Source organism: Gracilimonas sp., assembly GCF_014762685.1.
Taxonomy (GTDB): Bacteria; Bacteroidota; Rhodothermia; order Balneolales; family Balneolaceae; genus Gracilimonas.
The window spans coordinates 282434-308379 of record NZ_JABURM010000005.1; the positions used below are offsets into that span (position 1 = coordinate 282434).

Here is a 25946-nt window from a genome sequence, read left to right on the forward strand (position 1 = left end):
TACGATATCAGGGAGCTTTCAATGTGTCTGGTTTAGTGTGTTTTTTTCCAAAAAGCCGAACACCCCAGTAAACAAAGAAAGCTCTTATTCGGCTCATTCCGTCATTGACACACATTTCACGAAGGAGTTCATCCGCATATTTTCGATGCTTTCGTTCCAGATATTGTTCTCTAATCAATTGGTATAGAGCATCATGAACCAATGAGCCCTCCATAAAATTTTTGGTATCGATAGTTGGCCCGCTGGGCCCGTCCCATGAGTACCCTTCAGAGAGGAACAAGTGTCCTTCCTCTGTTAAATAGAGAAAATTATTTCCAATCTTATTTGGAGGATAGATTTTTACTTTTCGGGAATAAGACTCAACCATTGTGTATTTATAGGTTCTGCGTTTTTTATATAAAATCATTTTACCGATCTCAATTAACATTTAGGAAAGAGTATCAGATAAAATGGGTTGAATCAAGAAAATATTATATAAAAAAAGAGGGGAGAGAAGAGCATATTGTATGTAATAAAAAAAGCCCGATTTCTTACGAAACCGGGCTTTTAATTTCATCGAATGGTGAATTATTCGAGGATGTAAACTTCAGTGGCGCTAAGGCCTTTATCCGTTTCTTCCACAGAAAATTCAACTTCTTCGCCGTCATTGATACCTTCGTTAAATCCAAGGTTTTCAATGTTGTTGCGGTGAACAAAGATGTCTTTTTCACCATTATCAGGTTGGATAAACCCAAAACCTTTTTGAGTATCGAACCATTTTACTTTACCGTATTCCATAATAAAAATATAAGTGTTGTTTCACAGGCACAGTGTACTGTATGCTTAAATAAATGAGCATACTTCATTTCTTAAATCGGCTGTGAGAATTAATTGTTAGTTATACAAACTAAGAAGGGGAAACTATTACTGTACTAAATAAGAAAATACCGATGTTGCCTTTAATTTGTGTCCTCAAGGTCTCGTTATTTCCGGCCAATAACAAACTTTATTTGGGCAGGCAGAGAGTTGACAGGGTGAATGTTAATCGAGATTGAGACAGTTGCGAACCTATTTTTCCTAATTTAAGTACTATCATCCTGTCAACTATCAATCAATCATAAATCTCATTGATCAAGCCGGCCAGGCGAATTCCGGCCTTGAGTAACCTCATCTGAACAGTATCCCAGTTTTTATAGCTGTATTCGTAGCTTAACTCCTTATTCTCCGGTATGTCATATACTTGAGGTAACAGAGCTTTTGATTCATAAGCCCAGTCAAGTACGGAGCTACTCTGCCATTCTTTAATTTGCTTTTCAGTAGGGTGATTGATAAAGCTTGAGAGTTCAGTGAAACTGAGCTGTTTATCGTCAATAATTTCGCTGTCCCAAACACGGTGTAAATTAGAGTTTTCCCAAAACCATTCAACACGCACATCATTTCCACCTCGGTCTGTGCCATTACCGACGTGCAGCGGCTGGTGTAAGTCACCAACCAGATGAACTAATACTTTTAAATTTTCAGCTTCACGTTTGGCGCTCATGCCACCCTTTTTAAGTTCTTCTGTCATTTTATTAATGGCCCAAATGATGTCGCCGTCTTCTTCTTTTTTAGCAGTTTCATATGTTTCGCCTTCGGGGATGGTAACATAATGCCAGGTTACCATATGGTCATATCCTCCATCCGAACGGACCTCATCCATCCAGGTGCTGACTTCAGCCAAAGATTCATGCCCTAATACCCGCTGTACTTCTGCTGCCGCTTTTTCAGTGAGATATTGTTCGGCAATATGACCGGTAGTGCGATGGCCTATTTGTCCCCAGCGAAGGGTTTCATTGGCAGTTGAAGTAAATCCTAATGCAAAAATAGAAAGGAGGGTAATAAGCTTTGTCATGATGAAGGAAATTGATTAAAATTTGGAGACGAAAGATAACAGCCTGTATGTTACAATTCAGTAATTATTATAAAATAACTTATTTCAGTTCACCCAGTAAATTTTGCACATCCAAAGTTTTGGTAAACATATTTATGGACCCGTCTTCATTACGCGGCCATTCATTTTTAGGGCGATCCCGGTATAATTCTACTCCGTTTTCATCAGGATCGTCCAGGTAAATAGCCTCGGAAACTCCGTGATCTGAAGCTCCTGAAATCGGGTATTTTTTATCCATCAGGCGTTTTAAAATTTTAGCAAGCTCTTTTCTTGATGGGTAGAGGATAGCGGTATGAAACAAACCGACGCTTTGTTTTGGAGCAGGGGGTACTCCTTTGCTTTGCCAGGTGTTCAGTCCTATATGATGATGATATCCTCCGGCAGAGATAAATGCAGCCTGATCACCGTAAGTGGTAATTAATTCAAAACCCAATAATTCACAGTAAAAATCCAGAGAGCGCTGTAAATCTGCTACTTTCAGGTGGACGTGCCCTATTTGAGTTTGATCGGGAATTTTATAGTTATCTTCAATAGACATAGTACCAAAAGTATTTAGTTTTTGATCTCAACATATAAATCATGGTAATTTTCATTACCGGATGGTAAGTATCCGATATCTAATTTAAAATTCCCTGTGTTTATATTGTTTTTTTTAGCCCAGTCATATATTTCACCAAAAGTGGTGGCTATTTCTTTTAAAGGCCCGGGGTGTTTTTGATGAATATAATTTTTAGCCGGTATATGGACAGTTTTCATTCCTTCCGGAGTATCCTCATTTCCTCCGGTAACCTTTGTTCCAATAAATTGTGTATAGATATCATTTTTCACTTCCAGGCTGATATCCAGTAACACATCGTTTTTCCGGTTTTTAATTTCACTATAGCGCTCAAACATTTCTTTCCAGGCTTTGGGCATTTTTTCCCACAATTCATTCCATTTGGCTTGAACGGTAATACCTGTGACCCAAAAGGCTTCTTTCTCTATAATCTGCATAATCTTTTTGTTGAAGGATATTTGTCTGAGTGTTAATTCTCAAGGTTAACTCAAATAACCTTGTTTTTGTAAACCCTCGTAAAACTATTATTCAAACAGGAACAATATATAATTGTTTCGCTTTGAATTTAGAAATATTGGCTAAGTATTCAGCCTGATTTTTAATTAAAGAGAGGAGTTATTATGAATTTTTCAAAAAATGTACTTAAGGGATTCGCAGCAATTTTAATAGCTATGCTGGTTGGTATTGGTGCTGTTCAGGCTCAAGAAAACGTACTTGAAGTTGTAAAGAACAGCGATAACCATGCCGTGTTTACCGAACTGCTTGAGGAAACAGAGTTAGATGAGCTTCTTAAAGAAGAAGGGCCGTATACAGTATTGGCCCCTACTGATAAAGCATTTAAAGAAATGGATACCGATTTAGAAACTCTTAAAGAGAATCCACAGGAATTAAAAAATGTGGTAATTGGACATTTGTTTAATGGAGAAGTTGCTGCCGCTGACGTAGAGCAAAGTAAGTCTGTAAATGTAACTAAAGGTGACATTGAAGCCGGCAACGGAACCGTGCATATTATTAATGAAGTACTGATGGACTAACCTGATCCTTTTGGATTTTGACAATTAATTTTCAAGGTAAAAGCCCGGCTTGGTGCCGGGTTTTTTACGTAAATAATGTTCTGGAATCTTATTGTTTTCCAAAAAGGAAATTTTTAAAATGTGGATAACTTTGTGGGAAAGTTGTGGGAAAATACTTGCTTTTCGGGCTTGACAATAATTTTAAAATTATGCTAATTAATTAGTGAACACAATCAACGAAAGTACTACGGTATAATCGTTGGGAAGGTCGAAATTAAAGTCCGCGGCCTTGTTTTTGTATTCTTTTCAAACCGAAAAAATATAAAAAAGTGTTCCGGGCGATTTTTTTATGTCCCTGAATTTATAACTGAAATTTCTTTATTAATTCAGTCTTCGCCTCTCTTTGGTACCAATCGTTTCCTACGAGTTCGAGTGAATGTATTGTGCTGCTGCCGATCAGTTGTTCATTCAAAGCTTGAATTTTTTTAATAAATAAGGAGGAGTGTTTAAGCTTATTTCTGAATCTCATCGTTGTAATATGCGCGGTTTGTAACAGATAGCGCTTATCGATGGTATGTTCGATAGATGATTTTTTGAATGCTTTTCTGAGGCTATCTCTGATATCGTTAAGTGTATCATTTGCCGGAAATCCACAAACCATGATGGCAGAGGGAGAAGCTGTAAGCCCCCGAAATGAAATTTCAAAAGGGCTGGCTTTATCTAATACGGATTTTATTAGATTGGTATATTCACGTAAATCAATTTGCGATAATCCAAAGCTCGCCTCACAAGAAATGATGGATAAAACCGTAATATGGATATCGGAGACGGGATAGTAGTATTGTTCGGGAGCTACCAATTTAATCTCTTCCTGTATTTTTGAAATAGCGTGTTTTACTTCAACGGAAGGACGAGCAAGAAGCGTTAAACCATATCTTGTATCATTTACATCATCAATAAGAGGATCCGTTTCCTCATTACCGGACTCAAATTTTTGGACAGAATGATCCCAAAGCTGGTTATAATGTTTCTTCAAATTCATGCTTTCACATTTAAAAGTTAGCCGAAGATTATTCCACAAATAGTGGAGGATGTTTTTTATGATGGTCGGTAGCCTCTTGATAAGATTTGGCTACAGTAAGAACGGTTGCCTCATCAAATAAATCACCTATGAAGGTAATACTGGTTGGGTGTCCATTCTCGGTAAAACCATTGGGTAAAACTACACTGGGATGACCGGTTAAGTTTGTGACTAATAAATTTCCACCCCCAAACGAAGGTGATATATAGACATCTACCTCCTGCATCACGGAATCCATCTTTTGGATCAGCTCATAACGGGCACGATTTGCATTAATATATTCCACTGCAGGAATGAAACGAGCGGCACGGAAGGTATTTGGCCATGCATTGGGAGATTGCCACTGCATCAGGTCGTCCTGATCGGTAAGGGTAAGTTGATCAAAAGCGGCGGCGGCTTCAGCGGTTAAGATTATTCTTAGCGGGCCGGCATTAAATTCCGGAAGTTCAAATGGGATCAACTCAACCCCAAGATCTTTCATAGTTTCAAGTACAAGGCTGTCACGTCCTTTATTCCAATAATCCTGCTCAAAAGCTGATTTGAGATATCCGATCTTAAGTGTTGTTATATCTCGGTCTGCTTTATAATTGAACGGCAGATTTACAATAGTCTGATCTTTACCGTCTGAGCCATAAATAGCATTAAAAACCAAGGCTGCATCTTCGACACTCCGGGTGATGGGGCCGACCTTGTCCATCGTCCAACTTAAAGCCATAGCTCCGGTCCTGCTTACACGACCGTATGTAGGGCGTAGGCCGGTAGTTCCATTTCTGGTTGAAGGGGAGACGATAGAGCCTAATGTTTCCGTCCCAATGGCAAAAGGAAACAGTCCGGCGGCTGTGCCTGAAGCTGAACCCGCAGAAGATCCGCTGGATCCTTGCTCTAAATTCCAGGGATTATTTGTACGTCCGCCAAACCAAATATCTCCATAAGCTAAAGCACCTAATGTTGTTTTAGCTATAAGCACAGCACCGGCATCATCTAATTTATTTATTACGGTAGCTGTTTCATCTATTTCCTGCTCTTTAAAAGGTGCGGCTCCCCAAGTAGTTTTATAACCTTTCACTGCTAATAGATCTTTAGCCCCGTAAGGGATTCCATGGAGCGGACCTCGATATACACCGCTTTCCAGCTCCACATCCATTTGTTCGGCTTTTTCCAGTGCCCGCTGCCTGGTAACCGTTATAACAGCTTCAAGTTTATCGTCATGTCGTTCAATACGATCCAGGAAAAACTCAGTTAATTCAACGGAAGAAATTTTTCGATCTTTGATAAGTGAAGCCAGCTCTCCAATGGTATAAAAAGCCAAATCATTTCTGTTTTCGGGCAACTCTACGTTTTCAGGTAAATCCCAGACCTGTGCACGTTGTTGGAAATCAAATCTCTTTCCGGCCGGAATGGGATTGAAATTAAGGGCCGGAGGGATAGCATTATCAAGTTTTAAAGCTCGTAGGGTTTGCAGATCCTCACGGGTATTTTCAAGTGATGCTATCATCGTATCCCGTTCAGTTTGAGTAAACTCAAGCCCAATTAATGAAGCTGCATTTTGAATCATTTCAGAAGTGATGGGTGCGTCCTTGTCCTGGATCAAGGTAAATGCGAGCAAAAAACCAAAGGCAATGCCTCCGGTGAAGAGTATGATTTTATTGAACTTTTTCATAATTCCTTTCTAAACTATATTACTTACAATGTCCTGTTTCTTATAATGTGGATTATTAGCAGAAACAGGCACTAAGTCAATGTTTGATATGGAATTATTTGTTTAATGTTACCAAGCTGCAAAGCGTCAATATTCTAATTTCACGCAAAGCTAAATGACTTTATGACTATGGGCCCCTTGGATATCTTGTAATTGAAAAGAAAAAATAACACTGGTGCCTTCTTCTTTAGTAATTTCATAGCTGGCATTTAATTGTTTTATCAGTGTTTTGATAATAGTAGCGCCTATGCTGGTGCTGTTCATGTAGTCTTGCTCAGATACTCCTATACCATCATCCTTTACTGAAAAGGTAACTTCATCACCGTTTTTATTAACACTTACCCAAATATTACCGGATTCTTGATTTTGGAAAGCATGTTCCAAAGCGTTTGAGACGACTTCATTTAAGATTAGGGCACAAGGAACGGCCTGGTTCACGTTAACTATAATTTCATCACAGTGAATATGAATTTCTATTTCTTTGTATATACTTGAAGATTTCTTGATAGATTTAATTAAGTCTTTGAGATAAGACCGGAATTCAATATTGCTCAGTGATTCTGATTGGTATAATTTTTCATGAATCAGTGCCAGGGACTTTATTCGGGTAACACTGTTTCCCAGAATTTTATTCAGAGCTTCATCTTCCAAATCAAATTGTTGAATCTGGAGCAATCCTGAAATAATAGCCAAATTATTCTTCACCCGGTGATGCACTTCCTGCAATAATACATCTTTTTCGCTAAGAGCAATTTTAAGATCTTTGGTTTTTAAGTCGACCATATTTTTCAAAGCATCTGATCTTTTTGAATTGTACCGTAGCTGATTTACCAGGTATCCCAACCCAAAAAGAAAAGCCAACGCAATAAATTGAAACCACCATGTTTGATGAAAAAAAGGTTTTACAGTAAATAACTGAACTACAACATCTGTCCCCATGCCATTTTTTTCTGCTTTGATTTCAAGCGTGTAGGTACCCGGGTTTTGTATGGCTAAGTGAATGGTTCTTTGATCATCTACATTAGTCCAGGTATCACTTAATTCATTTATGCGATAAGCATAATTGATGTCCTCGGGACTAAGAAAATCAATACTGGTGTAATCAGCTTCCAAATAAGTAATACCTGCCGGTATGGTAATATTTTCTTCCCCGAATATCTCTTTTCCTGCAAAACGCAGAGCTTCAAATTGAATGTTGACGGATTGTTCGGCATTAACCAAATAATCAGGATTTGCAATAGCAACACCATTAACCGTGGGAAACCAGATCTGGCCATTTTGCATTTTCCAGGCAGCCGGAAAAATTGCACCATTTGCTTCCGAATTAGGCATACCATCGTTTTGAGTAAACAAACGAGCCGAGAACGTGTGGTTGGGATCTGTTTTAGCTTCTAAAAACTCTTTGCTATCTACTCTTTGGAGTCCGCTGTTGCTGCTCATCCATAAAAAGCCATTATTATCTTCGGCTATATAATATGCTTCGTTACTATTTAATCCATTGCTTTTGTTAAACGACAACAAAGTATCTTCAAGAATAACACTCAAACCATCGTTAGTAGCTACCCAAACCGAACCATCTTTATCTTCATAAAAATGATAAACTATATTGGTTGGCAAGCCGTCTTCTTTTGTAAAAATATTCATATTGCCATTATGGGATAATTTTAAGGCACCCATACCATTGGTGCCTATCCATAAATTCTCATCCCTGTCTTCGTAGATACTTAGAAACTCAGCGTTTTTTAATTCTTCAGGCACTTTAACCTGCACTATTCTGCCATCTACAATTTTATGGAGCCCTCCTTGACGGGTAGCAACCCAAAGCTCTCCTTGTTTAGATTCAAATACTGCTTGCACGATATTGCTTGCAAGCCCATCATTGGTACTGTAGGATTTATCAAAAGTATTTGACCGGAGGTTAAATCTATTCAACCCATTTGCTGTCCCCACATATATATAATTTTCAGTACCGTAGATACTTAGAATAATTTCGTTGGTTAAACCATGATCCCGGGAGTAATGCGTGAAAGTATCTCCTGTTAACCTATTTACACCACTGCCGGCAGTACCAATCCAAATTTCCCCGTTTGGATGTTGGTAAATGGGTAAAATGATAGAAGAGGATAAAGTATATTTTTTGGGTAAGGTATAAATGTCAGCAGGTTTAAGCTGTATTAAACCGGACCCTGTAGTGCCTAACCAGGTAATGCCTTGTTCAGAAATATGAATACTGCGTATATCATCCTCTAGGGTTTCAAAATCACTGACCCGGGTAAAGATTGAATTTTCCAATCTGTACAAGCCGGAACTCGCGGTTGCAGCCCAAACCTCATCTTCGTGGTCAACCACAATGTCATTAATGGTATTTTCAAGAAAACCATCTTCGGTATTATATTGTGTGCTCTTTTCTTCTGAAAAATGGAATGCACCATGATCAGCAGTTCCAATCCAAAGCTCTTGCTCTTTTGTAATAAAGATTGACCGAATAATTTTTTGTTGAAACAAGGGGAGGGAGGTGATTTCACCGGAAAGCTCATTTATTTTATACAACCCATTATTGGTACCCACATAAATGAAAGGGTTTTGGGCTTCAATAGTCATAATTGAACCTGACTCCCGGGCTTCCCAATTTTCCATCCATTTCAGTGAATCATTCTTTACGGTAAACAACTGTCCGGTATTGGTCCCAGCCCAAATACGTCCATCCGAACCTTCTGCAATATCAGTGATTTGGTCTTCTGAAAAATCACCTAAATGAAATACTGAAGTTTGCTGATTTTGTACTTTTACAATGTCTCTTCGGCTAGCCGCCCATATGCCACCTTGCATGGAAGGTCCAATATCCAGGAAATAGGTAGATTCCAGTCCGGAAATATTAGTTTCATCAAATATCTTGAAATTCATTCCGTCAAAGCGGGCAAAACCTTCTTCCGTCACCAACCACAAATAGCCGACACTGTCTGTAGTAATGCTGAATACCGTATTTTGAGGAAGCCCGCTGGTGTTATCCCAATTGTTTAGTACATACTGCTGCTCAAATTCATTGGGTAAATTTTGTTGGGCATTTAATGGAAATGATATCAAGAAGGACAGTGCAAAACCATACAGAAGATAAGAGTTTGATAAAAAATTCATTAAAAAGTGTCTTATTAACAGCAACGTAATTAGTTGCACCGCATTCACATAGGATATTATTAAATATAATTTAATTAATTATCAGACAAATAAACATTGGTTGTAATTTATTTATAGATATTAAAAATCTTCCTCTTATATAAACCTGCTATGCGCCCCTTTCATATCTTTCAGGGAAAAAGTAAAGCAGAATTCAGTACCATCTTCGGTTTTGACCTCAAGTTTTGAGTTCAATTGTTTAATGAGTGTCCGAATAATAGTTAACCCCATTGATTGTCTTTTACTCTCCATCAGATCTTCCGGAATGCCAATTCCATTATCTTTTACGGAGGCCAATATTTGACCATCTACTTCTTTAAAACTTACCCAAATAGTACCCTGATCCCGGCCCACAAAAGCATGTTCAATAGCATTGGAAATGATTTCATTCAGTATGAGTGCACACGGAACTGCCTGATTAACATTTAATACTATACCGTCACACTCAAGGTCTATTTTAATCTTATCATTATAATAATCGTGCGAATTTAGAATGGTAGAAATCAGCCCATTAATATACTCATCAAATTTCACATGACTCAATGATTTAGATCTATACAGTTTTTCATGGATGAGTGCCATAGATTTAATACGAGAAACACTGTTTCCGAGAATTTTGTTGAGTGTTTCATCATTGGTTTCAAATTGCTGAATTTGAAGTAAGCCTGAGATGACTGCCAGGTTATTTTTTACGCGGTGATGAATTTCCTGAAGCAATACATTTTTTTCATGCAATGATTCTTCAAGATCATACTCATACTTTTTTCGCTCGGTGATATCCCGGGTAGAGGATTGGAGTTCTACCAGCGATTTATCTTTAGAATTAAAGGAAATACGGGTAATAGTTTCCACCCATTTATACTTACCGCTTTTGGTTTTTTTGCGGTATGTAATCGGCTTCGTTTGTTTACGTTCCTTGAGTTCTTTGTGTGCGGCTTTAACTTTTTTGATGTCTTCAGGATGAAAGTATTCAAAGGCATCTTTGCCAATTAAATCTTCGGGGTGGTAACCCAAAACTTGCTTGCAGGACGGGCTGACATATAGATATGTACCATCCAGGGAGTGCCGGGAAATCATATCGGTGGAATTACTCGCAATGAGCTGATGAAGATTTTTCTCTTCCTCCAGCTGCTGCTGGGTTTCTACGAGTTGTGTGACATTATTTTGAATACCTACGAAATGAGTGACCTCACCGTTATTATCTTTAATCGGAGCCATAGAAAGTTCATTCCAAAACATAGAACCATCCTTCTTATAGTTCCTCAGAATGGCACATCCCGCCGTTCCATTTTCGGTAAAGCTGTGTATTTTTTTTATAGCAGGTTGATCCCTGTCATCATTTTGAAGAAAACGGCAATTTTTTCCAATGATTTCATCTCTTGAATATCCTGTGAGCTTAACAAAGCCATCGTTGCAGAAAATAATAGGGCTGTCTTCTTTTTGTTCATCTGTTATAGAAATACCTACTTCTGTAGAATGAATGGCTTTTTCAAGAATCCGCAGTTTATTGTTTTGCCGGGCAATTTTTAGTGAATTTTGTCGGCTGCGGAGTTGGTTTTTTATCCGAAGGCTTAAAATCTTCATGGGAACCGGTACTTCAATAATATCATCAAAAATATCCCATACGGCGGGATTGGTTTTTAACACCCGATTGTCCTCAACCAACAATAAAAAAGGAAGGTAAACCGGCTGAGCCTCATTCTTTTTATTTAGTAATTCTGCTTTGTGAAGCTGAAACGTTGGTAGGTCAGTAATGCATAAATCAAACTGAGTATTGGCTGGGAAAGAATCCGGACCATCAATAACATGGTATTGCTCAGGTATAATCTTCCTGATGAGCTTTCTGTTTGCAGCTCTGCTTATAGATAGCAAAATAGTAGGTTTGCTACCGACGGCCTTTTCATCTATGAACAAATATTGAACCATGTGTTCAGCAGCTTGGCTGCATTGATTATGAAATTTCGGGTATTCCGCTTAAAATTCCTTTTAAGCCGGTTAGTTTTTTACCAACGATAATTCCGTCTTTGGAGATATCGAATTCACGAATTGAACGCTCAAAATCACTTAATCTCTTTTTCAGGATACCAATAGCCTTATGGAGTTCTCCGTTCAGCTCTAAATATCGCAGGAAGATGATATTATCGGCTAAATAACTGGCATGGATGTTGGTTGCTTCGAGCGTCCCGGTAATGCTTTGGGTTTCGTTAATGAGAAAAGTGGTAACACCCATATTTTGAAGATATACCGTCAGGGAGTGCAGGCGCTCCAGGGTATTTTCTTCACGTACAGCCATTCCATACCCGCCTAAAGAATCAATAAGAACGAATTTGGTATTATGCTCTTCAACATCTTGACGAACCATTTTAGAAAACTCATCAGGAGAGTAAGAAAGGGGTTCTACGGATTCAATTTTCAAAAAACCTTTATCAAGCATGTTCCTGACCGGAACATTAATAGACTCCGAACGCCTGATGATAACTTCCTTAGACTCTTCAAAAGAATAAATGGCAGAGCGTTCGCCTCGGTTGGCCGCTTCTTTCATAAACTGAACGGAGAGGTTTGTTTTCCCAACACCACTTGGTCCTGTGACAAGAGAGGTCGTTCCTTGTTCAATTCCGCCATGCAGCATTTGATCCAGAGTATCGATACCCGAGGAGACCGGGTCACTGAAAAACGTCCGGCTATACTGGCTTGGTTTCAGTGAGGGATAAATATCAAAACCATTTCCATTTATTTTAAAGGCATGATACCCGCTTCTGAAATCAGAACCTCGATATTTAGCAACACTTATTTTACGCCAGGAATCTGTGAATTCTACAGTTAGAATGCCATCTACCCAAAAAGTAGCCTCTTTTTCTGTTGACTTTTCAGATAGTTCAGAGGTCATCAATAAGGTTGCTCCACTTTTACAAATATACTTTATAAACGAAAGAGCCATATTTCGTGTTTGGAAGGGATCTTGATTCAGAAACTGAAACATGGTGATAGAATCCAGAAAAACCCGTTTTGGCTTATACTTATCAATCGCCTCTACAATAGGCTTAAAAATGGAAGAGGTTTCTACTTCGGAAGGAGAGAAAACCGAATAAGGTTCAAAATCTTTGGTTACATCAAAATCAGGATTTAAATCCAGAAAGTGAACCCCCTCTAAACTAATACCCAGCTTTTCGGCATTAACCTTTACATGCTCATTACTTTCCCCAAAAGATATGTAAAGAGAAGATTCGTTTTCCTTAACACCTTGTTGTAAAAAATGATATCCAATAGTTGATTTACCTGTTCCGGGTCCGCCTTGAATTAAATAAGATTGTTTGGGAATAAGGCCACCGTCTAAAATTTCATCTAATCCCGTTATTCCTGTTGAGATTTTTTGCACTATGTTCATTGATTTTTGGATTTGAAGCATTTATTGAGAAATCAATAGTTTAAGCACAGCAGATACTATTTATTTCCTCAATTAACTTATACAATTATGATTATAGTCTAAATAGCACAAAACACCTAAATCCTGATATAGGTGTTTTTACCTACTAAATTCTGCAAAATGTGATAAGTAGGTGTTTAAAGAGTGACTGATACTTATTTAAGAGATAAGGTAACTATGTGTTTCAGGTTGAGAATTTTAGGTTTTGAGTTTAACATTCTTTTGACGCTGCCCGGGAATAAGTATTTTCCCTTAAATTTTTAATCCTGTTTTGATACTTATTTATTTGGATAGAGAACTCTCCATTTGAATTATAAAATAATGTGGTTACTTTTAAGTCGAATTAATGATGGTCTCGGGCAGACTTAAAAACGCCCGGAGTTAAAAGGGAATCTCGTGAAAACCGAGAGCTGTTCCCGCAACTGTAATCCGAATCCGCCTGCCGGCGGATGACCTGCAGCCTCACCTTTGCCACTGTTCATATAATTGAGCGGGAAGGCGCTGCCAACGGAAAGCCAGGAGACCTGCCATCATTTAACCGTTGCACCTCTTTCGGGTAAAAAGATGTGCAGATTAAGAACCATGCTTTACAGCCCAAAATTTTATCAAGTTTTTTCAGCGCTAAATTATTAGCCTCAGGAAAAACTGTATCTGTTTGGACTTAAAAGTTTTACCCGCCAAATTATATTCAAAACCTTAAAAACGGAAGATGTATGAAGTCTTTATTTACTATAACATTAATTGTATTACTGGCGGTTTCTCAGACGAGCTTTGCTCAGGTAGCCGACACTCTTGATCTCGGGGAAGTTGTAATTACAGCTTCTAAAACGCCAACCACAGAACGTGAAACAACCAAACCGGTCACTGTCATCGGAAGGGAAGAAATTGAGCGTTACTCCGGCTCTTCAATTTCAGAACTCTTAAATCAGCAAAATGGGGTGCTGATAAACGGTGCATTATCAAGCCCGGGTAAAGATAAATCAGTTTACCTCCGGGGGGCCTCTACTCAATACACGCTTATTTTAATTGACGGATTTCCGGTAACTGATCCCTCAGGTGAAGGGGGGGCTTTTGATTTGCGTTTGTTGCCCCTGGAAAATGTAGAACGTATTGAAATTGTAAAAGGCAGCATGAGTACCCTGTATGGCTCAGATGCGATTGCGGGGGTTATAAATATCATCACCAAGAAACCGGCTGATGGTGATTTTAATTTAAACGGCAAGGCAGCTTATGGATCCTTTAATACCAATGAACTTTCGTTGGGGGCAAATGGGAAAACAGGGATGATAGGTTACTCGGTAAATCTTTCCAGGGAATTTACGGATGGTATTTCGGAAGCTGAACCTGATGAAAATACTGATTTCAATAAAGACGGTTTTGAAAGAAAGGCAGTAAATACACAACTTTCGGTAACGCCATTGGACGGGTTAACCATTACGCCATTTCTGAATTACTCGGATTATGACGGTGACTATGATGACGGGGCATTTGCAGATGGAGACAACAGGTATGAAGCTCATTTGTTAAATACCGGGGCTCGCTTGCGTTATGAAACCGGCCATTTAGAAATTCATGAGGCGGCTACATTCACTCAAACTGAACGTAAATTTACGGATAGCTTCGGAGTGTTCAATCCGGAAGCCTCACTGTTTAATTCTGATTTGTATGCTACCTATAACAAATTTGAGCAAGTTCGGTTTTTAGCCGGCTTTAACATTCAAAGCCTGAACTTTGAACTGGATAATATTGATGAAGGCTCACAGATTATAAGTCCTTATGTAACTACATATCTCGAGTCGGGTTTTGGATTGAATGGCGAGCTTGGTCTGCGGCTTAACAACCATTCCGAATATGGAACCAACTGGACTTTTAATATTGCTCCCGTATATAACTTGAATGATCAAATAAAGTTATTGGCATCACTAAGCTCCGGTTTTAAAGCCCCGACCCTGAATGAATTATTTGGTCCCTTTGGTGCGAATACGGATTTAAAGCCTCAACAAAGCCTTACTTTTGATACCGGCATTGAATTTCAATCTTCTGATGCTCGCCTGAGCGCAAGTGTTATTTACTTTATCCGAAATATTGAAGACCTGATATCTTATGATATGAATTCGGGATATATAAATGTTAACGAACAGAATGATTCAGGGATAGAGGTATCGACGCAGTACAGGTTACCCACTACCCAAGTTGAGTTATTTTATAATTATCTCGATGGAGCCATTACCCAAAACGGTGAGGAAATTGACAACCTTATTCGCCGTCCCGATCACCAATTCGGCGCGACAATAAATCAGACTATAAATGAAAACCTGTTTTTGAATTTAAGAAGTCAGTTTGTGGGAGAAAGGAGCGACCTGTTTTATAATCCCAACACCTTTAGCAATGAAGAAGTAGAGTTAGATAACTATGTCTTGATTGATGCTACTGTACAGTATCAATTCTCGGATGGAAGGATGACTGTATTTGCTTCGGCTAATAACCTTCTTGATGTAAATTATACAGAAGTTTATGGCTTCAATACCCCGGGGGCACACTTTAAAGCCGGTGTGAAGTTTTCTTACTGAACCCATTCATGCCTCATAAAGCTATAAATATTAAATATTATATACTGACCGTTAAATATTATTTAATTTATTCAAATATAAATATGAAAAATTATTTTTTGATGAAGTAAAAATTCATTTAAAATATTTGCCATAAAAATTTGAATATTTTTATCGGTGTGGATAACTCATCCGTTAAAAATGATAGATATGGATGTAAAAAAGCCTTTTAAGTTATTTAGAAGGCTTTTTTTATAACTGGAATAAAATGGGTGAGAAAATATATAATATTATATTCAATAATAATTATAAGATTACGATACTTTATAAAATGAGAGAATTGCAATGTGGATAAGTATTCAATTTTGTGGAAAAGTAATGGATTTTTTTCTTGCTGTGTGTTGCTCTCTCGTCTATATTAATTCGTACTTCTTTAGGAGATAAGTATCGGGAAATTGTTAGAATTGTCTCTCATCTACGAAGGGTAAAAAGGAACATTAACGCTAACGAAGTACGCCAATGAAATTTAATCGCTTTTATACTAAGTCGGACTGGAAAACACCATTTGATAACATAGAATTTGCTACCCGCACCTCTGAAATTAAAAACCCTGACGGTTCTCAGGTATTCCATATGGAAAATGTGGTTGTTCCTGAAAGCTGGAGTCAGGTAGCTACAGATGTAATCGCCCAAAAATATTTTCGCAAAGCAGGGGTGCCGGCGAAACTGAAAAAGATTTCTGAGAAGGGAGTTCCCAAATGGTTACAGCGTTCTGAGCCTGATGAAAAAGCGCTTAAAAAACTGGATGAAGAAGAACGTTTTACACATGAGATAGATAGCAAACAAGTCTTTCATCGTTTGGCGGGATGTTGGACTTACTGGGGTTGGAAACACGACTACTTTGATAGCGAAGAAGATGCAAAAGTATTTTATGATGAGTTAGCATACATGTTGGCGAATCAAATGGCTGCACCTAACAGTCCGCAATGGTTTAATACGGGGCTGCATTGGGCATATGGAATTAACGGACCTGCGCAAGGTCATTATTATGTAGACGGTAAAACAGGTGAACTGAAAAAATCAGAAGACGCCTACACACACCCACAGCCACACGCCTGCTTTATTCAAAGTGTGGATGATGATCTTGTGAATGAAGGTGGTATCATGGATCTTTGGGTTCGTGAAGCGAGACTCTTTAAATATGGCTCCGGAACCGGAAGTAACTTCTCACAAATTCGCGGGGCTAATGAGCCATTAAGCGGCGGCGGAAAAAGCTCCGGTTTAATGAGCTTTTTAAAAATTGGTGATCGTGCAGCCGGTGCTATAAAATCCGGTGGTACTACGCGAAGAGCCGCGAAAATGGTTACACTCGATTTAGACCATCCTGATATTGAAGAATATATCAACTGGAAGGTTCGGGAAGAACAAAAAGTAGCAGCTTTGGTAGCCGGGTCAAAATCCGTACAAAAGCATCTTAAAAAAATTATTCAGCTTTGCCACAAGCCGGTAGAAATTGAAGGCCGCACTTTTAACGGTGCCATGAGCCGTGATCCTCTCAAAAACAAGGAACTGGCGAATGCCATCCGGCAAGCTAAAAGAGAGCAAGTACCTCTTAACTATATAGAGCGTGTAATTCAGCTGGCAGGACAGGGGTTTACCGATCTGGAATTTGACACTTACGATACTGACTGGAATTCGGAGGCTTATTCAACGGTAAGCGGTCAAAATTCCAATAATTCCGTTCGGGTACCTAACTCATTTATGAAAGCGGTGAAAGAAGATAGCGACTGGCATCTTTATGGCCGTGTTGAGCTGGAAGATGCGGAAGAAGAAGGCCGTGATCCAAAGCCGATGAAAACCATGAAAGCCCGTGACCTGTGGGATGACATTGCCTATGCCGCATGGTCGTGTGCCGATCCCGGAACACAGTACCATGACACCATCAACGAATGGCATACATGCCCCGAAGATGGGCCGATTAAAGCAAGTAATCCTTGTTCAGAATACATGTTCCTGGATAACACTGCTTGCAACCTGGCTTCCCTTAACTTGATGAAATATTTCAAAGGGGACGGTGAATACAAAGAATTTGATATGGAGTCGTTGGAATACGCCTCTCGTATCTGGACGGTGGTTCTCGAAATTTCTGTACTCATGGCTCAGTTTCCTTCCAAGGAAATTGCCGAGCTTTCTTATGTATTTCGCACATTGGGACTTGGTTATGCTAATATCGGTGCAGCATTAATGGTACAAGGCCTTCCTTATGACAGTGAAGAAGGAGCCGCTGTGGCGGGAGCTGTTACCGCAACCATGCATATGACTTCCTATGCTACCAGTGCTGAAATGGCAAAAGAACTTGGTACGTTTGAAGGCTATGAGCGCAACAAAGAACATATGTTACGCGTGCTGCGCAACCACAAACGTGCTGCGTATAATGCTGATCCGGAAGAGTATGAAGGATTGACTGTGAAGCCGATGGGAATCGATGCTTCTATTTGTCCTGATTATTTGGTGAAAGCTGCCAGGAAAGCTTCCGATAAGGCTGTGAAGCTCGGTGAGAAGCATGGTTATCGAAATGCACAGGTAACGGTACTTGCTCCAACCGGTACTATTGGCTTGGTAATGGATTGTGACACGACTGGTATTGAGCCTGATTTCGCCTTGGTTAAATTCAAGAAATTAGCCGGAGGCGGATACTTTAAGATTATTAATCAGTGTGTTCCAAAAGCATTGAAAAATCTCGGTTATTCTGCAAAAGAATCTGAAGAGATTATCAATTATGCGAAAGGAGCGGGTTCGCTGGAAGGTTGTCCCCACATCAATGAAGAAAGCTTGAAAGAGATGGGCTTTACGGGTGCAAAATTAAAAGCCATCAACGAAGCCCTGCCCGGAAGTTTTGACATTAAGTTTGCCTTCAATCAGTGGACGCTCGGTGAAGACTTCTGTAAAGAAGTACTCGAGATTTCTGAAGAGCAGCTTAATGACATGAATTTTAATATGCTTCGATTCCTTGGATTCAGCAATGAGCAGATTCAGGAAGCTAACGATTATGTGTGTGGAACCATGACGGTTGAAGGTGCACCGCATCTGAAAGAAGAAGATTACCCGGTATTTGATTGTGCCAACCGCTGCGGACGAATCGGAACCCGGTTTATCTCAGCTAAAGGTCATATTCGTATGATGGCTGCAGCACAGCCGTTCTTATCCGGCGCAATTTCCAAAACTATCAACCTTCCAAACGAAGCTTCCATTGAGGATATGAAAGATGCTTACATGGATTCCTGGGAGATGATGCTGAAGGCAAATGCGCTGTATCGTGATGGTTCTAAACTCAGTCAGCCGCTGAATTCAATGGCGGATGTGCTGGAAGAAATTGACGAAGAGGAAGAAGCTCCGGCTGATGCTGAAACATCAATGGCACAGGATAAAGTCCTCGAAGTAGCGGAGCGCATTATTCATAAATATGTAGCCCGTCGTCAGCGACTTCCATTCCGCCGCGAAGGTTATACTCAAAAAGTAAAAATCGGCGGACAAAGTGTTTACCTGAGAACCGGTGAATACGAAAACGGTCAGCTGGGTGAAATCTTTATTGATATGCATCGTGAAGGCGCCGCTTTCCGAAGCTTGTTGAATTGCTTTGCTATTTCCATTTCTTTGGGACTGCAGCATGGTGTGCCTCTGGAAGAATTTGTGGATGCCTTTGTGTTCACTAAGTTCGAGCCGAGCGGTATGGTAAACGGAAACCCGCATGTGAAAATGAGTACTTCCGTTATCGACTACATTTTCCGCGAGCTGGCGGTTACGTATCTCGGAAGGGAAGACCTGGCACATGTGCCGGCAGATCAGATTGAAACCCGTAATTTACGTCCTACTCAAGATGCCAACCCCGATGTGGATAGCAGTGAATTTGAGAGTTCTGCAAATACGGTAGCCAGATCTCCGGAACCCACACCTGAGCCTGCACCGGCCGCAGTAGATAGCAGTCAAACTGCAACGGAAGCAGCACAACAACAGGTTGTTGGCAAATCTGACAGCTACGAAAGTGAGTACGACAAGGCCAAGCAAATGGGATATACCGGTGAAGCATGCCCCGAGTGCGGAAGCATGACCATGGTGAGAAACGGCACGTGTATGAAGTGTATCACCTGTGGTTCAACTACCGGTTGTTCGTAAACATAATTTAGTCTTTAACGCCAGCAGGGGCGTATCGCGATACGCCCCTGCGATGGTCATTAAAGAAAAATTTCTCATGGAAAACAGGACAAACCCTGATTGGTGAGTAACCGGTCAGGGTTTTTTCTATAAAAGAATCCCCTGGTAACTTTTCCAAAGTTGCCAGGGATATTAGTGGTAGTTCGGATATTAACTAACTTTGGAAAAGTTAGTTAGGGTATCATCTCAGATACCAATAGAAAAAGTTGAAAAGAACTAAAGAGTTCGAAATACAATGTAACAAAGCATCTCTCCGCCAATACTTTTACCTTTGAGGTGAACTTTCAACCACTCACACTTTTCCATTATGGCAAATTTCCCCAATCCCTTTTTCCGGTGGAGGCCACATCCCTGGCATGGGCTGGAAGTCGGTTCCAAACCTCCGCAAACCGTAAACGCCTTTATCGAACTCACCCCGTTTGATACCATTAAATATGAAGTAGATAAAAAAACCGGGTATATGCGGGTTGACCGCCCTCAGCGAAGTTCTTCTTTGCCGCCGTCATTATATGGCTTTATTCCAAGAACATATTGCGGAGATCATGTTGGAAAATTATCAAAACAAGAAGTTCAGGGTGATGGGGACCCGTTGGATATTTGTGTATTGAGCGAACGTCCCATCGACAGAAATGAGGTAATTTTAAGTGCTAGGGTAATTGGCGGCTTGCATATGGTGGACCAGGGAGAAGCCGATGATAAAATTATTTCCGTGCTGGACAATGATACCTATTACAAAGACATCAAGAGTGTGGACGACCTGCCGCCGGTACTTATAGAGCGTCTGCGCCATTACTTTGGCACCTATAAGCTTATTCCCGGGAAAGACACTAACGATGTATTTGTAGAGGGGATTTACGATACTGAACATGCATATAAAGTTATAGAAGCGTCTATTAAAGATTATGAAGAAATGTTTGGTGAATAGGGTGAGGACATCGAACAAGGAACATCGAATTCCGAACGTTTGAACAAGGCAAAAGAAAATATTCGGGTTCAGTGGTTTATTGTAACCGTAGCTGTTGTTCTCTTTGTCATAAAAATCACGGCCTGGTATTTGACAAATTCGGTAGCCATTCTCACCGATGGACTTGAAAGCATTGTAAATGTCATAAGTGGCTTTATCGGGCTATACAGCTTATATCTTTCTGCAAAACCAAAAGATGCAAATCATCCTTATGGGCACGGGAAGGTTGAATTTATTTCAGCAGGAATTGAAGGCACACTGATTACCATTGCGGGTCTGCTAATCGTGTTTGAAGCTGCTGAGAGTTTTATTAATCCGGCTCCATTGCAGAGCCTTGATACCGGTATTATTCTAATAGCCATTTCTGCAGTTATAAACTATGGATTTGGGTGGTGGGCATACCGAACCGGTAAGAGAAATGAATCATTGGCACTTCAGGCCAGCGGCCGGCATCTTCAGACGGATACTTACACCACTATAGGTATTATTGCAGGGTTAGTACTTATTCGGTTTACGCATATTTTATGGCTGGATGGAGCGGTGGCCATTATTTTTGCAGTTTTTATTATGCAAACCGGCTTTCGAATTTTAAGGGAAGCGGTAGCCGGTATTATGGATGAGTCAGATGAGCAGCTGCTGGCTGATTTGATTACATATCTTCATAAACACCGAGATCCAAAATGGGTAGATCTGCATAATCTTCGGATTATAAAATATGGCCGTACTCTGCACACGGATTGTCATTTGACGTTACCGTGGTATTTAACTGTAAAGGAAGCTCATGCCGAGCTGGATAAGATTGAAGCACTTATCACACGGAAGTTTGGAGATCGCATAGAGGTGTTTATTCATACTGATTATTGCATGGAATTTTCATGCAGGTTGTGCCAAATGGAAAATTGCGAAGTTCGTCAGCATCCTTTTGAGAAAGAGATTATCTGGACGGTAGAAAATGTAGCTTCAGACGGAAAACACCGAATAGAATAGAGTAGTAAGGTCAGATGTAATCACTCAAATCAAGATCCAATTCATTCGCATACCTGCGCAATAGTTCTACTTTGTAATCAGGAACCAATTCGGCCTCACCGGCCACAATTTCTTTGGCAAGCCGGTTGGGAAGAATAAAAGATTTGGCATGAGCTCCGAGTTCTTCAGCTATTTTATTTTGGATAGGTTTTAAAAGCTGATCTTTAAGGTTATTGATTTGGCTCTGTCGCCGGCGCATTTCCCGGTATTCATCCCGGGTCATTGTATCACTTGCTTTCCGGGATTTGGATAGGTTCTTGTGTTCAGCTTCTTCAATACTTTGATTGAGCACATTCTTGAGCTCTGTTTTGAATTTTTCATTCTTAAGTTGTCCGAAAATACCTTTCGTGTTTTCCCAGCTACTCGCCTTTTGAGGATTCTGAGCAATGGATTCCACCAGCTTTTTATTCACCAGCTGATATACGGGTTTATTATATTTTTGAGCCACTGAGTCAAAGAATTTCATGAGCTGCTGATACACATGCCACTCAAAAACGGTCATGTTATTTTTATCCTTATCTTTGATCAGGTTATTGTGGTCTTCATTACTGTAATCCAGATGATTAAATACCGCATTTTCCTGTTCAATCCATTCAAGCAAACCTCTTTTTTTGGCTTTTTGCTCAAGCTCTTTTTTAAAATCCAGCAAATATAAAACATCATCAGCTGCATACTGTTTTTGGTTTTCGGTAAGTGGACGCTTGTACCAATTGCTTTGCTGGGAAGAGCTGTTAACCTCTACATTTAAAACTTCTTTGATCAGGTTTGTGAGTGAAGCCGGTTCGAAATTAAGCAGACTGGTAGCTGCATCCAGGTCATACAGGTTTTTAGGGAAGCATCCTAAAGAGTGAAAAAGTCTCAAATCTTCTCCGAAAGCAAAAACTACTTTCTGGATTTGGTTACTTTCAATGGGAGGGAAGATGGTTTTAATGTCCAGATTTCTGCTGAGGGGATCCACCAAATAACAACTTTCACCATCATAAATTTGCAAGAGACACATATCAAAACCATAGCGATACCGGTTTCGGTCAAACTCAAGATCTATGGCAAATTCTGATTTTTTTTCTAATGATGAAGCGAGTTTTTTGAGCTCGTCATGTTCAGTGATGGTATGAATAGTCATAAAGAAATTCGGAGTGGATGTTCGGGGATTAAGGTATCAAGTTTGAATTGGATTTGTAAGCATTAAATCACCGATGTTTTTCATAAGTATTCGGTTCTAATAAATCTGAAATTTCTTTCAACGATTTCCCGGTTACACTCTGCTTAAAATTTTGAATGATCTCGTTAAGTTGATCCTCGGTGCGAATTCCTAATACAGCGGAAGCTACAGCAGGATGGCTGAGCACGTATTGAATGGATGTCGCAATTAGTCCTGTATTCTCGACAGCCGACTGTATTTTTTTAACTTCATTCTTGGAGTATCCGAGATATTCTTGTGCCGGTTTATCAATTAACATTCCTTTTGCAAGGGTGCCGCGGGTAATAACACTGATATTTTGTTCATCAAGTAATTGAAGACAACTTTCCTCCGGTCGCCTGTCCAGCAGGCTATATTGCATCATCACACTGTCAATGTCAGATCTGCTTGCATACTCGCGGATTACATTGGGACGAATCGATGAAATACCATAAGCCCTGATTTTTCCCTGCTTCTTTAACTGCTCAAAAGCCTCAATAATATCATCAATCGGGTCGTCGATAGTTCCGCCGTGGAGTTGATACAAATCGATATAATCTGTTTGGAGTCTGCGCAGACTTTCATTCACTTCAGTTAGAATGTGTTCTTTGGTGGGGTTCCAGTCCCATCCTGCACCATCTTCTCTCCACACATTTCCAACCTTGGTTGCAATCAGTATTTTGTCTCTGATAGGTTTGAGTGCAGTCCCAACTATCTCTTCATTCAAACCCTGATCATATAAATTGGCTGTATCAAAGAAATTAATACCGGATTCATAGGCTTTACGAAGCAAAGGAGAAATCGAATTTTGACCTTTTTCAATCTCTAACGACATGCAGCCAAAGCTGATTTCACTGATGTTAAGATCTGATGTTCCAAGTTGGTTATAGTTCATAAGGCTCCATTGCTGATGTTCAATTCATTAATATAATCACTTGGTTCGGCGAATGATTCCTTTAATAAAATTCATTGGAGAAAGCTGCAGGAGTTCCGGGCCTTCTGAATTAACATTTCAACATCTCAATTTGATTCATTCCTTCAAATACCTGATACTAAGCCGTTATAAAAACTATGGAGGTTACAAAAATGTTGGAACGGGATTTAAAAGGTTATTGGAAAAAGAATCTTAAATACCTTGGAATTTTATTGAGTATCTGGTTTACGGTTTCATATGGGTTTGGGATATTGCTCGCACCTGTGCTCAATGAAATTCAAGTGGGTGGATTCAAGCTGGGATTCTGGTTTGCACAACAAGGAGCCATCTATACTTTTGTCGTTCTCATCTTTGCGTATGTCTATTTGATGAACAAACTGGATCGGGAATTTAAAGTGCAGGAGGATTGATCATGGATGTTCAAGTATGGACCTATATTTTAGTTGGCATTACTTTCGCACTGTACATTGGTATTGCGATCTGGGCAAAAGCAGCTTCAACCAGTGACTTTTACATTGCCGGCGCTCACGTCAATCCTATTACCAATGGCATGGCTACTGCAGCTGACTGGATGTCCGCCGCCTCATTTCTTTCCATGGCGGGACTCATTTCATTTATGGGCTATGACGGTTCAGTTTACCTCATGGGCTGGACAGGCGGATACGTTTTACTGGCACTTTTGCTTGCTCCGTATCTCCGAAAATTCGGCAAGTTTACCATACCTGATTTTATCGGAGACCGATACTATTCCAACTTTGCCCGCACCATTGCAGTTATCTGTGCGCTGATCGTTTCGTTCACCTATGTAGCGGGACAAATGCGCGGAGTTGGACTCGTATTCTCCAAATTTCTGGAAGTGAATATCGATATTGGTGTCCTCATCGGGATGGCGATTGTGTTTTTCTATGCGGTGTTAGGAGGGATGAAAGGGATCACCTATACGCAGGTTGCTCAGTACTGTGTGCTGATCTTTGCCTTTATGGTGCCGGCCTTTTTCATCTCATTTCAGCTGACAGGAAATCCTATTCCACAGCTTGGTTTCGGATCAACCCTGACGGATGGTTCCGGACAATACCTTTTAGAAAAGCTGGATGAGCTTCATACCGAGCTTGGTTTCGCGGCTTATACCAGCGGAACCAAAAGCATGCAGGATGTCTTTTTTATTACCGCAGCGTTGATGATCGGAACAGCCGGTCTTCCCCACGTTATCGTCCGCTTCTTTACGGTTCCCAAAGTTAAAGATGCCCGTATCTCGGTAGGATACGCGCTGATCTTTATTGCGATCCTTTATACAACTGCACCTTCCATTGCTGCCTTTGCCAAATATAATCTAATGGAAACGGTAAATGAGGAAGAGTACACCGAAATGCCTGAATGGTTTAGTACCTGGGAAGAAACGGGATTGCTAACCTGGGTAGATAAAAATGAAGATGGTATAATCACTTACGCTCCGGGCTCTGCCATTAGCGGTCTGCCCGATATTCAGCGGAATGCTGAGGGTGAAATTGTGCGAGGGAATTTCGGAGAAGTAAAAGTAAATAATGCTCCGGCTGAAGGACCTAACGAGCTGTATGTGGACAGGGATATCATGGTTCTGGCAAATCCCGAGATCGCGAATTTACCTGCCTGGGTTGCCGGATTGGTAGCCGCCGGAGGACTTGCTGCGGCCCTTTCAACTGCTGCAGGACTGCTATTGGTGATCTCAACGGCAGTATCTCATGATCTTATCAAAAAGCAGATCAAAACGGATATTTCGGATAAAGCTGAACTCATGTGGGCCCGTATCTCTGCAGCGGGGGCAGTTGTTGTGGCGGGATATTTTGGTATCAATCCCCCGGGTTTTGTGGCCGAAGTAGTGGCTATTGCATTCGGTCTTGCTGCGGCTTCATTCTTCCCCGCTATTATTTTAGGGATCTTTTACAAGAAAATGAATCGACAGGGAGCTATTGCGGGAATGATCGCAGGGTTACTGTTTACGCTTGGCTATGTGGTCTTCTTTAAGATCGCCTTCCCCGAAGTGAATTCTCCTGAATATTGGTGGTTTGGAATTTCTCCGGAGGGAATAGGAACATTGGGAATGATCCTCAACTTAGTGGTTTCATTCGCAGTAGGAATGATTTTCCCGGAACCTCCTGAAGATGTTCAGGAAATGGTGGAGAGTATCAGGTACCCTAAATAATATGATGATCATTTTGTGGCGAATGCCTGAAATCTCGTTGTTTATT

General features: G+C 40.2%; 19 protein-coding genes and 1 riboswitch. Of the genes, 7 read left to right on the forward strand and 12 right to left on the reverse strand.

Annotation, left to right across the window (positions count from 1 at the left end):
- Positions 1-7 precede the first annotated feature (7 nt).
- The 5 genes from HUJ22_RS01430 to HUJ22_RS01450 all read right to left on the reverse strand — a co-directional run bounded on the left by HUJ22_RS01430 (position 8) and on the right by HUJ22_RS01450 (position 2902).
- On the reverse strand, positions 8-406 hold the full coding sequence (locus HUJ22_RS01430; protein ID WP_290872678.1) for a DUF1353 domain-containing protein: 399 nt from the start codon (positions 404-406) through the stop codon (positions 8-10).
- 161 nt (positions 407-567) lie between these two features.
- Positions 568-777, reverse strand: a complete 210-nt coding sequence (locus HUJ22_RS01435; RefSeq protein WP_290872680.1) for a cold-shock protein — start codon at positions 775-777, stop codon at positions 568-570.
- A gap of 313 nt (positions 778-1090) precedes the next feature.
- Complete coding sequence (locus HUJ22_RS01440; RefSeq protein WP_290872683.1) at positions 1091-1870, reverse strand: S1/P1 nuclease; 780 nt, start codon at positions 1868-1870, stop codon at positions 1091-1093.
- Positions 1871-1949: 79 nt separating this feature from the next.
- Complete coding sequence (locus HUJ22_RS01445) at positions 1950-2447, reverse strand: VOC family protein (RefSeq protein WP_290872685.1); 498 nt, start codon at positions 2445-2447, stop codon at positions 1950-1952.
- A 14-nt stretch (positions 2448-2461) separates the two neighbouring features.
- Complete coding sequence (locus HUJ22_RS01450) at positions 2462-2902, reverse strand: effector binding domain-containing protein (protein WP_290872688.1); 441 nt, start codon at positions 2900-2902, stop codon at positions 2462-2464.
- 183 nt (positions 2903-3085) lie between these two features.
- Here HUJ22_RS01450 and HUJ22_RS01455 point away from each other — a divergent pair, with 183 nt between their 5' ends.
- The gene (locus tag HUJ22_RS01455; protein WP_290872691.1) at positions 3086-3499 is read left to right on the forward strand and encodes a fasciclin domain-containing protein; all 414 of its coding nucleotides are present in this window, start codon (positions 3086-3088) and stop codon (positions 3497-3499) included.
- A 340-nt stretch (positions 3500-3839) separates the two neighbouring features.
- Here HUJ22_RS01455 and HUJ22_RS01460 read toward each other — a convergent pair whose 3' ends face one another.
- The 5 genes from HUJ22_RS01460 to HUJ22_RS01480 all read right to left on the reverse strand — a co-directional run bounded on the left by HUJ22_RS01460 (position 3840) and on the right by HUJ22_RS01480 (position 12817).
- Entirely contained in the window at positions 3840-4520 is a 681-nt protein-coding gene (locus HUJ22_RS01460) for a hypothetical protein (RefSeq protein ID WP_290872694.1), read from the reverse strand.
- Between the two features lie 28 nt (positions 4521-4548).
- Positions 4549-6219, reverse strand: coding sequence for an amidase (locus HUJ22_RS01465; protein ID WP_290872697.1), 1671 nt, complete (start codon positions 6217-6219; stop codon positions 4549-4551).
- Between the two features lie 150 nt (positions 6220-6369).
- On the reverse strand, positions 6370-9393 hold the full coding sequence (locus HUJ22_RS01470; RefSeq protein WP_290872700.1) for a two-component regulator propeller domain-containing protein: 3024 nt from the start codon (positions 9391-9393) through the stop codon (positions 6370-6372).
- 135 nt (positions 9394-9528) lie between these two features.
- Positions 9529-11358 (reverse strand): PAS domain S-box protein, encoded by a 1830-nt coding sequence (locus HUJ22_RS01475; RefSeq protein WP_290872703.1) that lies wholly within the window; start codon positions 11356-11358, stop codon positions 9529-9531.
- A 25-nt stretch (positions 11359-11383) separates the two neighbouring features.
- Positions 11384-12817 (reverse strand): gas vesicle protein GvpD, encoded by a 1434-nt coding sequence (locus HUJ22_RS01480; protein ID WP_290872706.1) that lies wholly within the window; start codon positions 12815-12817, stop codon positions 11384-11386.
- 372 nt (positions 12818-13189) lie between these two features.
- Positions 13190-13403, forward strand: a riboswitch (cobalamin riboswitch).
- 166 nt (positions 13404-13569) lie between these two features.
- Here HUJ22_RS01480 and HUJ22_RS01485 point away from each other — a divergent pair.
- The 4 genes from HUJ22_RS01485 (at position 13570) to HUJ22_RS01500 (ending at position 21568) form a co-directional block, all read left to right on the forward strand.
- The gene (locus HUJ22_RS01485; protein ID WP_290872709.1) at positions 13570-15426 is read left to right on the forward strand and encodes a TonB-dependent receptor; all 1857 of its coding nucleotides are present in this window, start codon (positions 13570-13572) and stop codon (positions 15424-15426) included.
- Between the two features lie 498 nt (positions 15427-15924).
- Positions 15925-19578 carry a vitamin B12-dependent ribonucleotide reductase gene (locus tag HUJ22_RS01490; protein WP_290872711.1) on the forward strand — a complete coding sequence of 1218 codons (3654 nt, stop codon included), beginning with the start codon at positions 15925-15927 and terminating at the stop codon, positions 19576-19578.
- Positions 19579-19924: 346 nt separating this feature from the next.
- Positions 19925-20542: an inorganic pyrophosphatase gene (locus tag HUJ22_RS01495; RefSeq protein ID WP_290872714.1), complete on the forward strand. Its 618-nt coding sequence runs from the start codon at positions 19925-19927 to the stop codon at positions 20540-20542.
- A 39-nt stretch (positions 20543-20581) separates the two neighbouring features.
- Entirely contained in the window at positions 20582-21568 is a 987-nt protein-coding gene (locus tag HUJ22_RS01500) for a cation diffusion facilitator family transporter (RefSeq protein WP_290872717.1), read from the forward strand.
- A gap of 10 nt (positions 21569-21578) precedes the next feature.
- Here HUJ22_RS01500 and HUJ22_RS01505 read toward each other — a convergent pair whose 3' ends face one another.
- Positions 21579-22730: a ribonuclease D gene (locus HUJ22_RS01505; protein WP_290872720.1), complete on the reverse strand. Its 1152-nt coding sequence runs from the start codon at positions 22728-22730 to the stop codon at positions 21579-21581.
- A 67-nt stretch (positions 22731-22797) separates the two neighbouring features.
- Positions 22798-23682, reverse strand: coding sequence for an aldo/keto reductase (locus tag HUJ22_RS01510; protein WP_290872722.1), 885 nt, complete (start codon positions 23680-23682; stop codon positions 22798-22800).
- 191 nt (positions 23683-23873) lie between these two features.
- Between HUJ22_RS01510 and HUJ22_RS01515 the strand changes: the two genes are divergently transcribed.
- Positions 23874-24131: a DUF4212 domain-containing protein gene (locus tag HUJ22_RS01515; RefSeq protein WP_366870994.1), complete on the forward strand. Its 258-nt coding sequence runs from the start codon at positions 23874-23876 to the stop codon at positions 24129-24131.
- Between the two features lie 2 nt (positions 24132-24133).
- Positions 24134-25900 carry a sodium:solute symporter family protein gene (locus tag HUJ22_RS01520; RefSeq protein ID WP_290872727.1) on the forward strand — a complete coding sequence of 589 codons (1767 nt, stop codon included), beginning with the start codon at positions 24134-24136 and terminating at the stop codon, positions 25898-25900.
- The last annotated feature ends 46 nt before the right edge of the window (positions 25901-25946 follow it).

Coding starts and splice junctions, on each gene's coding strand:
- HUJ22_RS01455 (WP_290872691.1), top strand. CDS start 3,086: ATGAATTTTTCAAAAAATGTACTTAAGGGATTCGCAGCAATTTTAATA.
- HUJ22_RS01430 (WP_290872678.1), bottom strand. CDS start 406: ATGATTTTATATAAAAAACGCAGAACCTATAAATACACAATGGTTGAG.
- HUJ22_RS01470 (WP_290872700.1), bottom strand. CDS start 9,393: ATGAATTTTTTATCAAACTCTTATCTTCTGTATGGTTTTGCACTGTCC.
- HUJ22_RS01480 (WP_290872706.1), bottom strand. CDS start 12,817: ATGAACATAGTGCAAAAAATCTCAACAGGAATAACGGGATTAGATGAA.
- HUJ22_RS01495 (WP_290872714.1), top strand. CDS start 19,925: ATGGCAAATTTCCCCAATCCCTTTTTCCGGTGGAGGCCACATCCCTGG.
- HUJ22_RS01490 (WP_290872711.1), top strand. CDS start 15,925: ATGAAATTTAATCGCTTTTATACTAAGTCGGACTGGAAAACACCATTT.
- HUJ22_RS01505 (WP_290872720.1), bottom strand. CDS start 22,730: ATGACTATTCATACCATCACTGAACATGACGAGCTCAAAAAACTCGCT.
- HUJ22_RS01515 (WP_366870994.1), top strand. CDS start 23,874: ATGTTGGAACGGGATTTAAAAGGTTATTGGAAAAAGAATCTTAAATAC.
- HUJ22_RS01510 (WP_290872722.1), bottom strand. CDS start 23,682: ATGAACTATAACCAACTTGGAACATCAGATCTTAACATCAGTGAAATC.
- HUJ22_RS01435 (WP_290872680.1), bottom strand. CDS start 777: ATGGAATACGGTAAAGTAAAATGGTTCGATACTCAAAAAGGTTTTGGG.
- HUJ22_RS01520 (WP_290872727.1), top strand. CDS start 24,134: ATGGATGTTCAAGTATGGACCTATATTTTAGTTGGCATTACTTTCGCA.
- HUJ22_RS01465 (WP_290872697.1), bottom strand. CDS start 6,219: ATGAAAAAGTTCAATAAAATCATACTCTTCACCGGAGGCATTGCCTTT.
- HUJ22_RS01440 (WP_290872683.1), bottom strand. CDS start 1,870: ATGACAAAGCTTATTACCCTCCTTTCTATTTTTGCATTAGGATTTACT.
- HUJ22_RS01450 (WP_290872688.1), bottom strand. CDS start 2,902: ATGCAGATTATAGAGAAAGAAGCCTTTTGGGTCACAGGTATTACCGTT.
- HUJ22_RS01460 (WP_290872694.1), bottom strand. CDS start 4,520: ATGAATTTGAAGAAACATTATAACCAGCTTTGGGATCATTCTGTCCAA.
- HUJ22_RS01445 (WP_290872685.1), bottom strand. CDS start 2,447: ATGTCTATTGAAGATAACTATAAAATTCCCGATCAAACTCAAATAGGG.
- HUJ22_RS01475 (WP_290872703.1), bottom strand. CDS start 11,358: ATGGTTCAATATTTGTTCATAGATGAAAAGGCCGTCGGTAGCAAACCT.
- HUJ22_RS01485 (WP_290872709.1), top strand. CDS start 13,570: ATGAAGTCTTTATTTACTATAACATTAATTGTATTACTGGCGGTTTCT.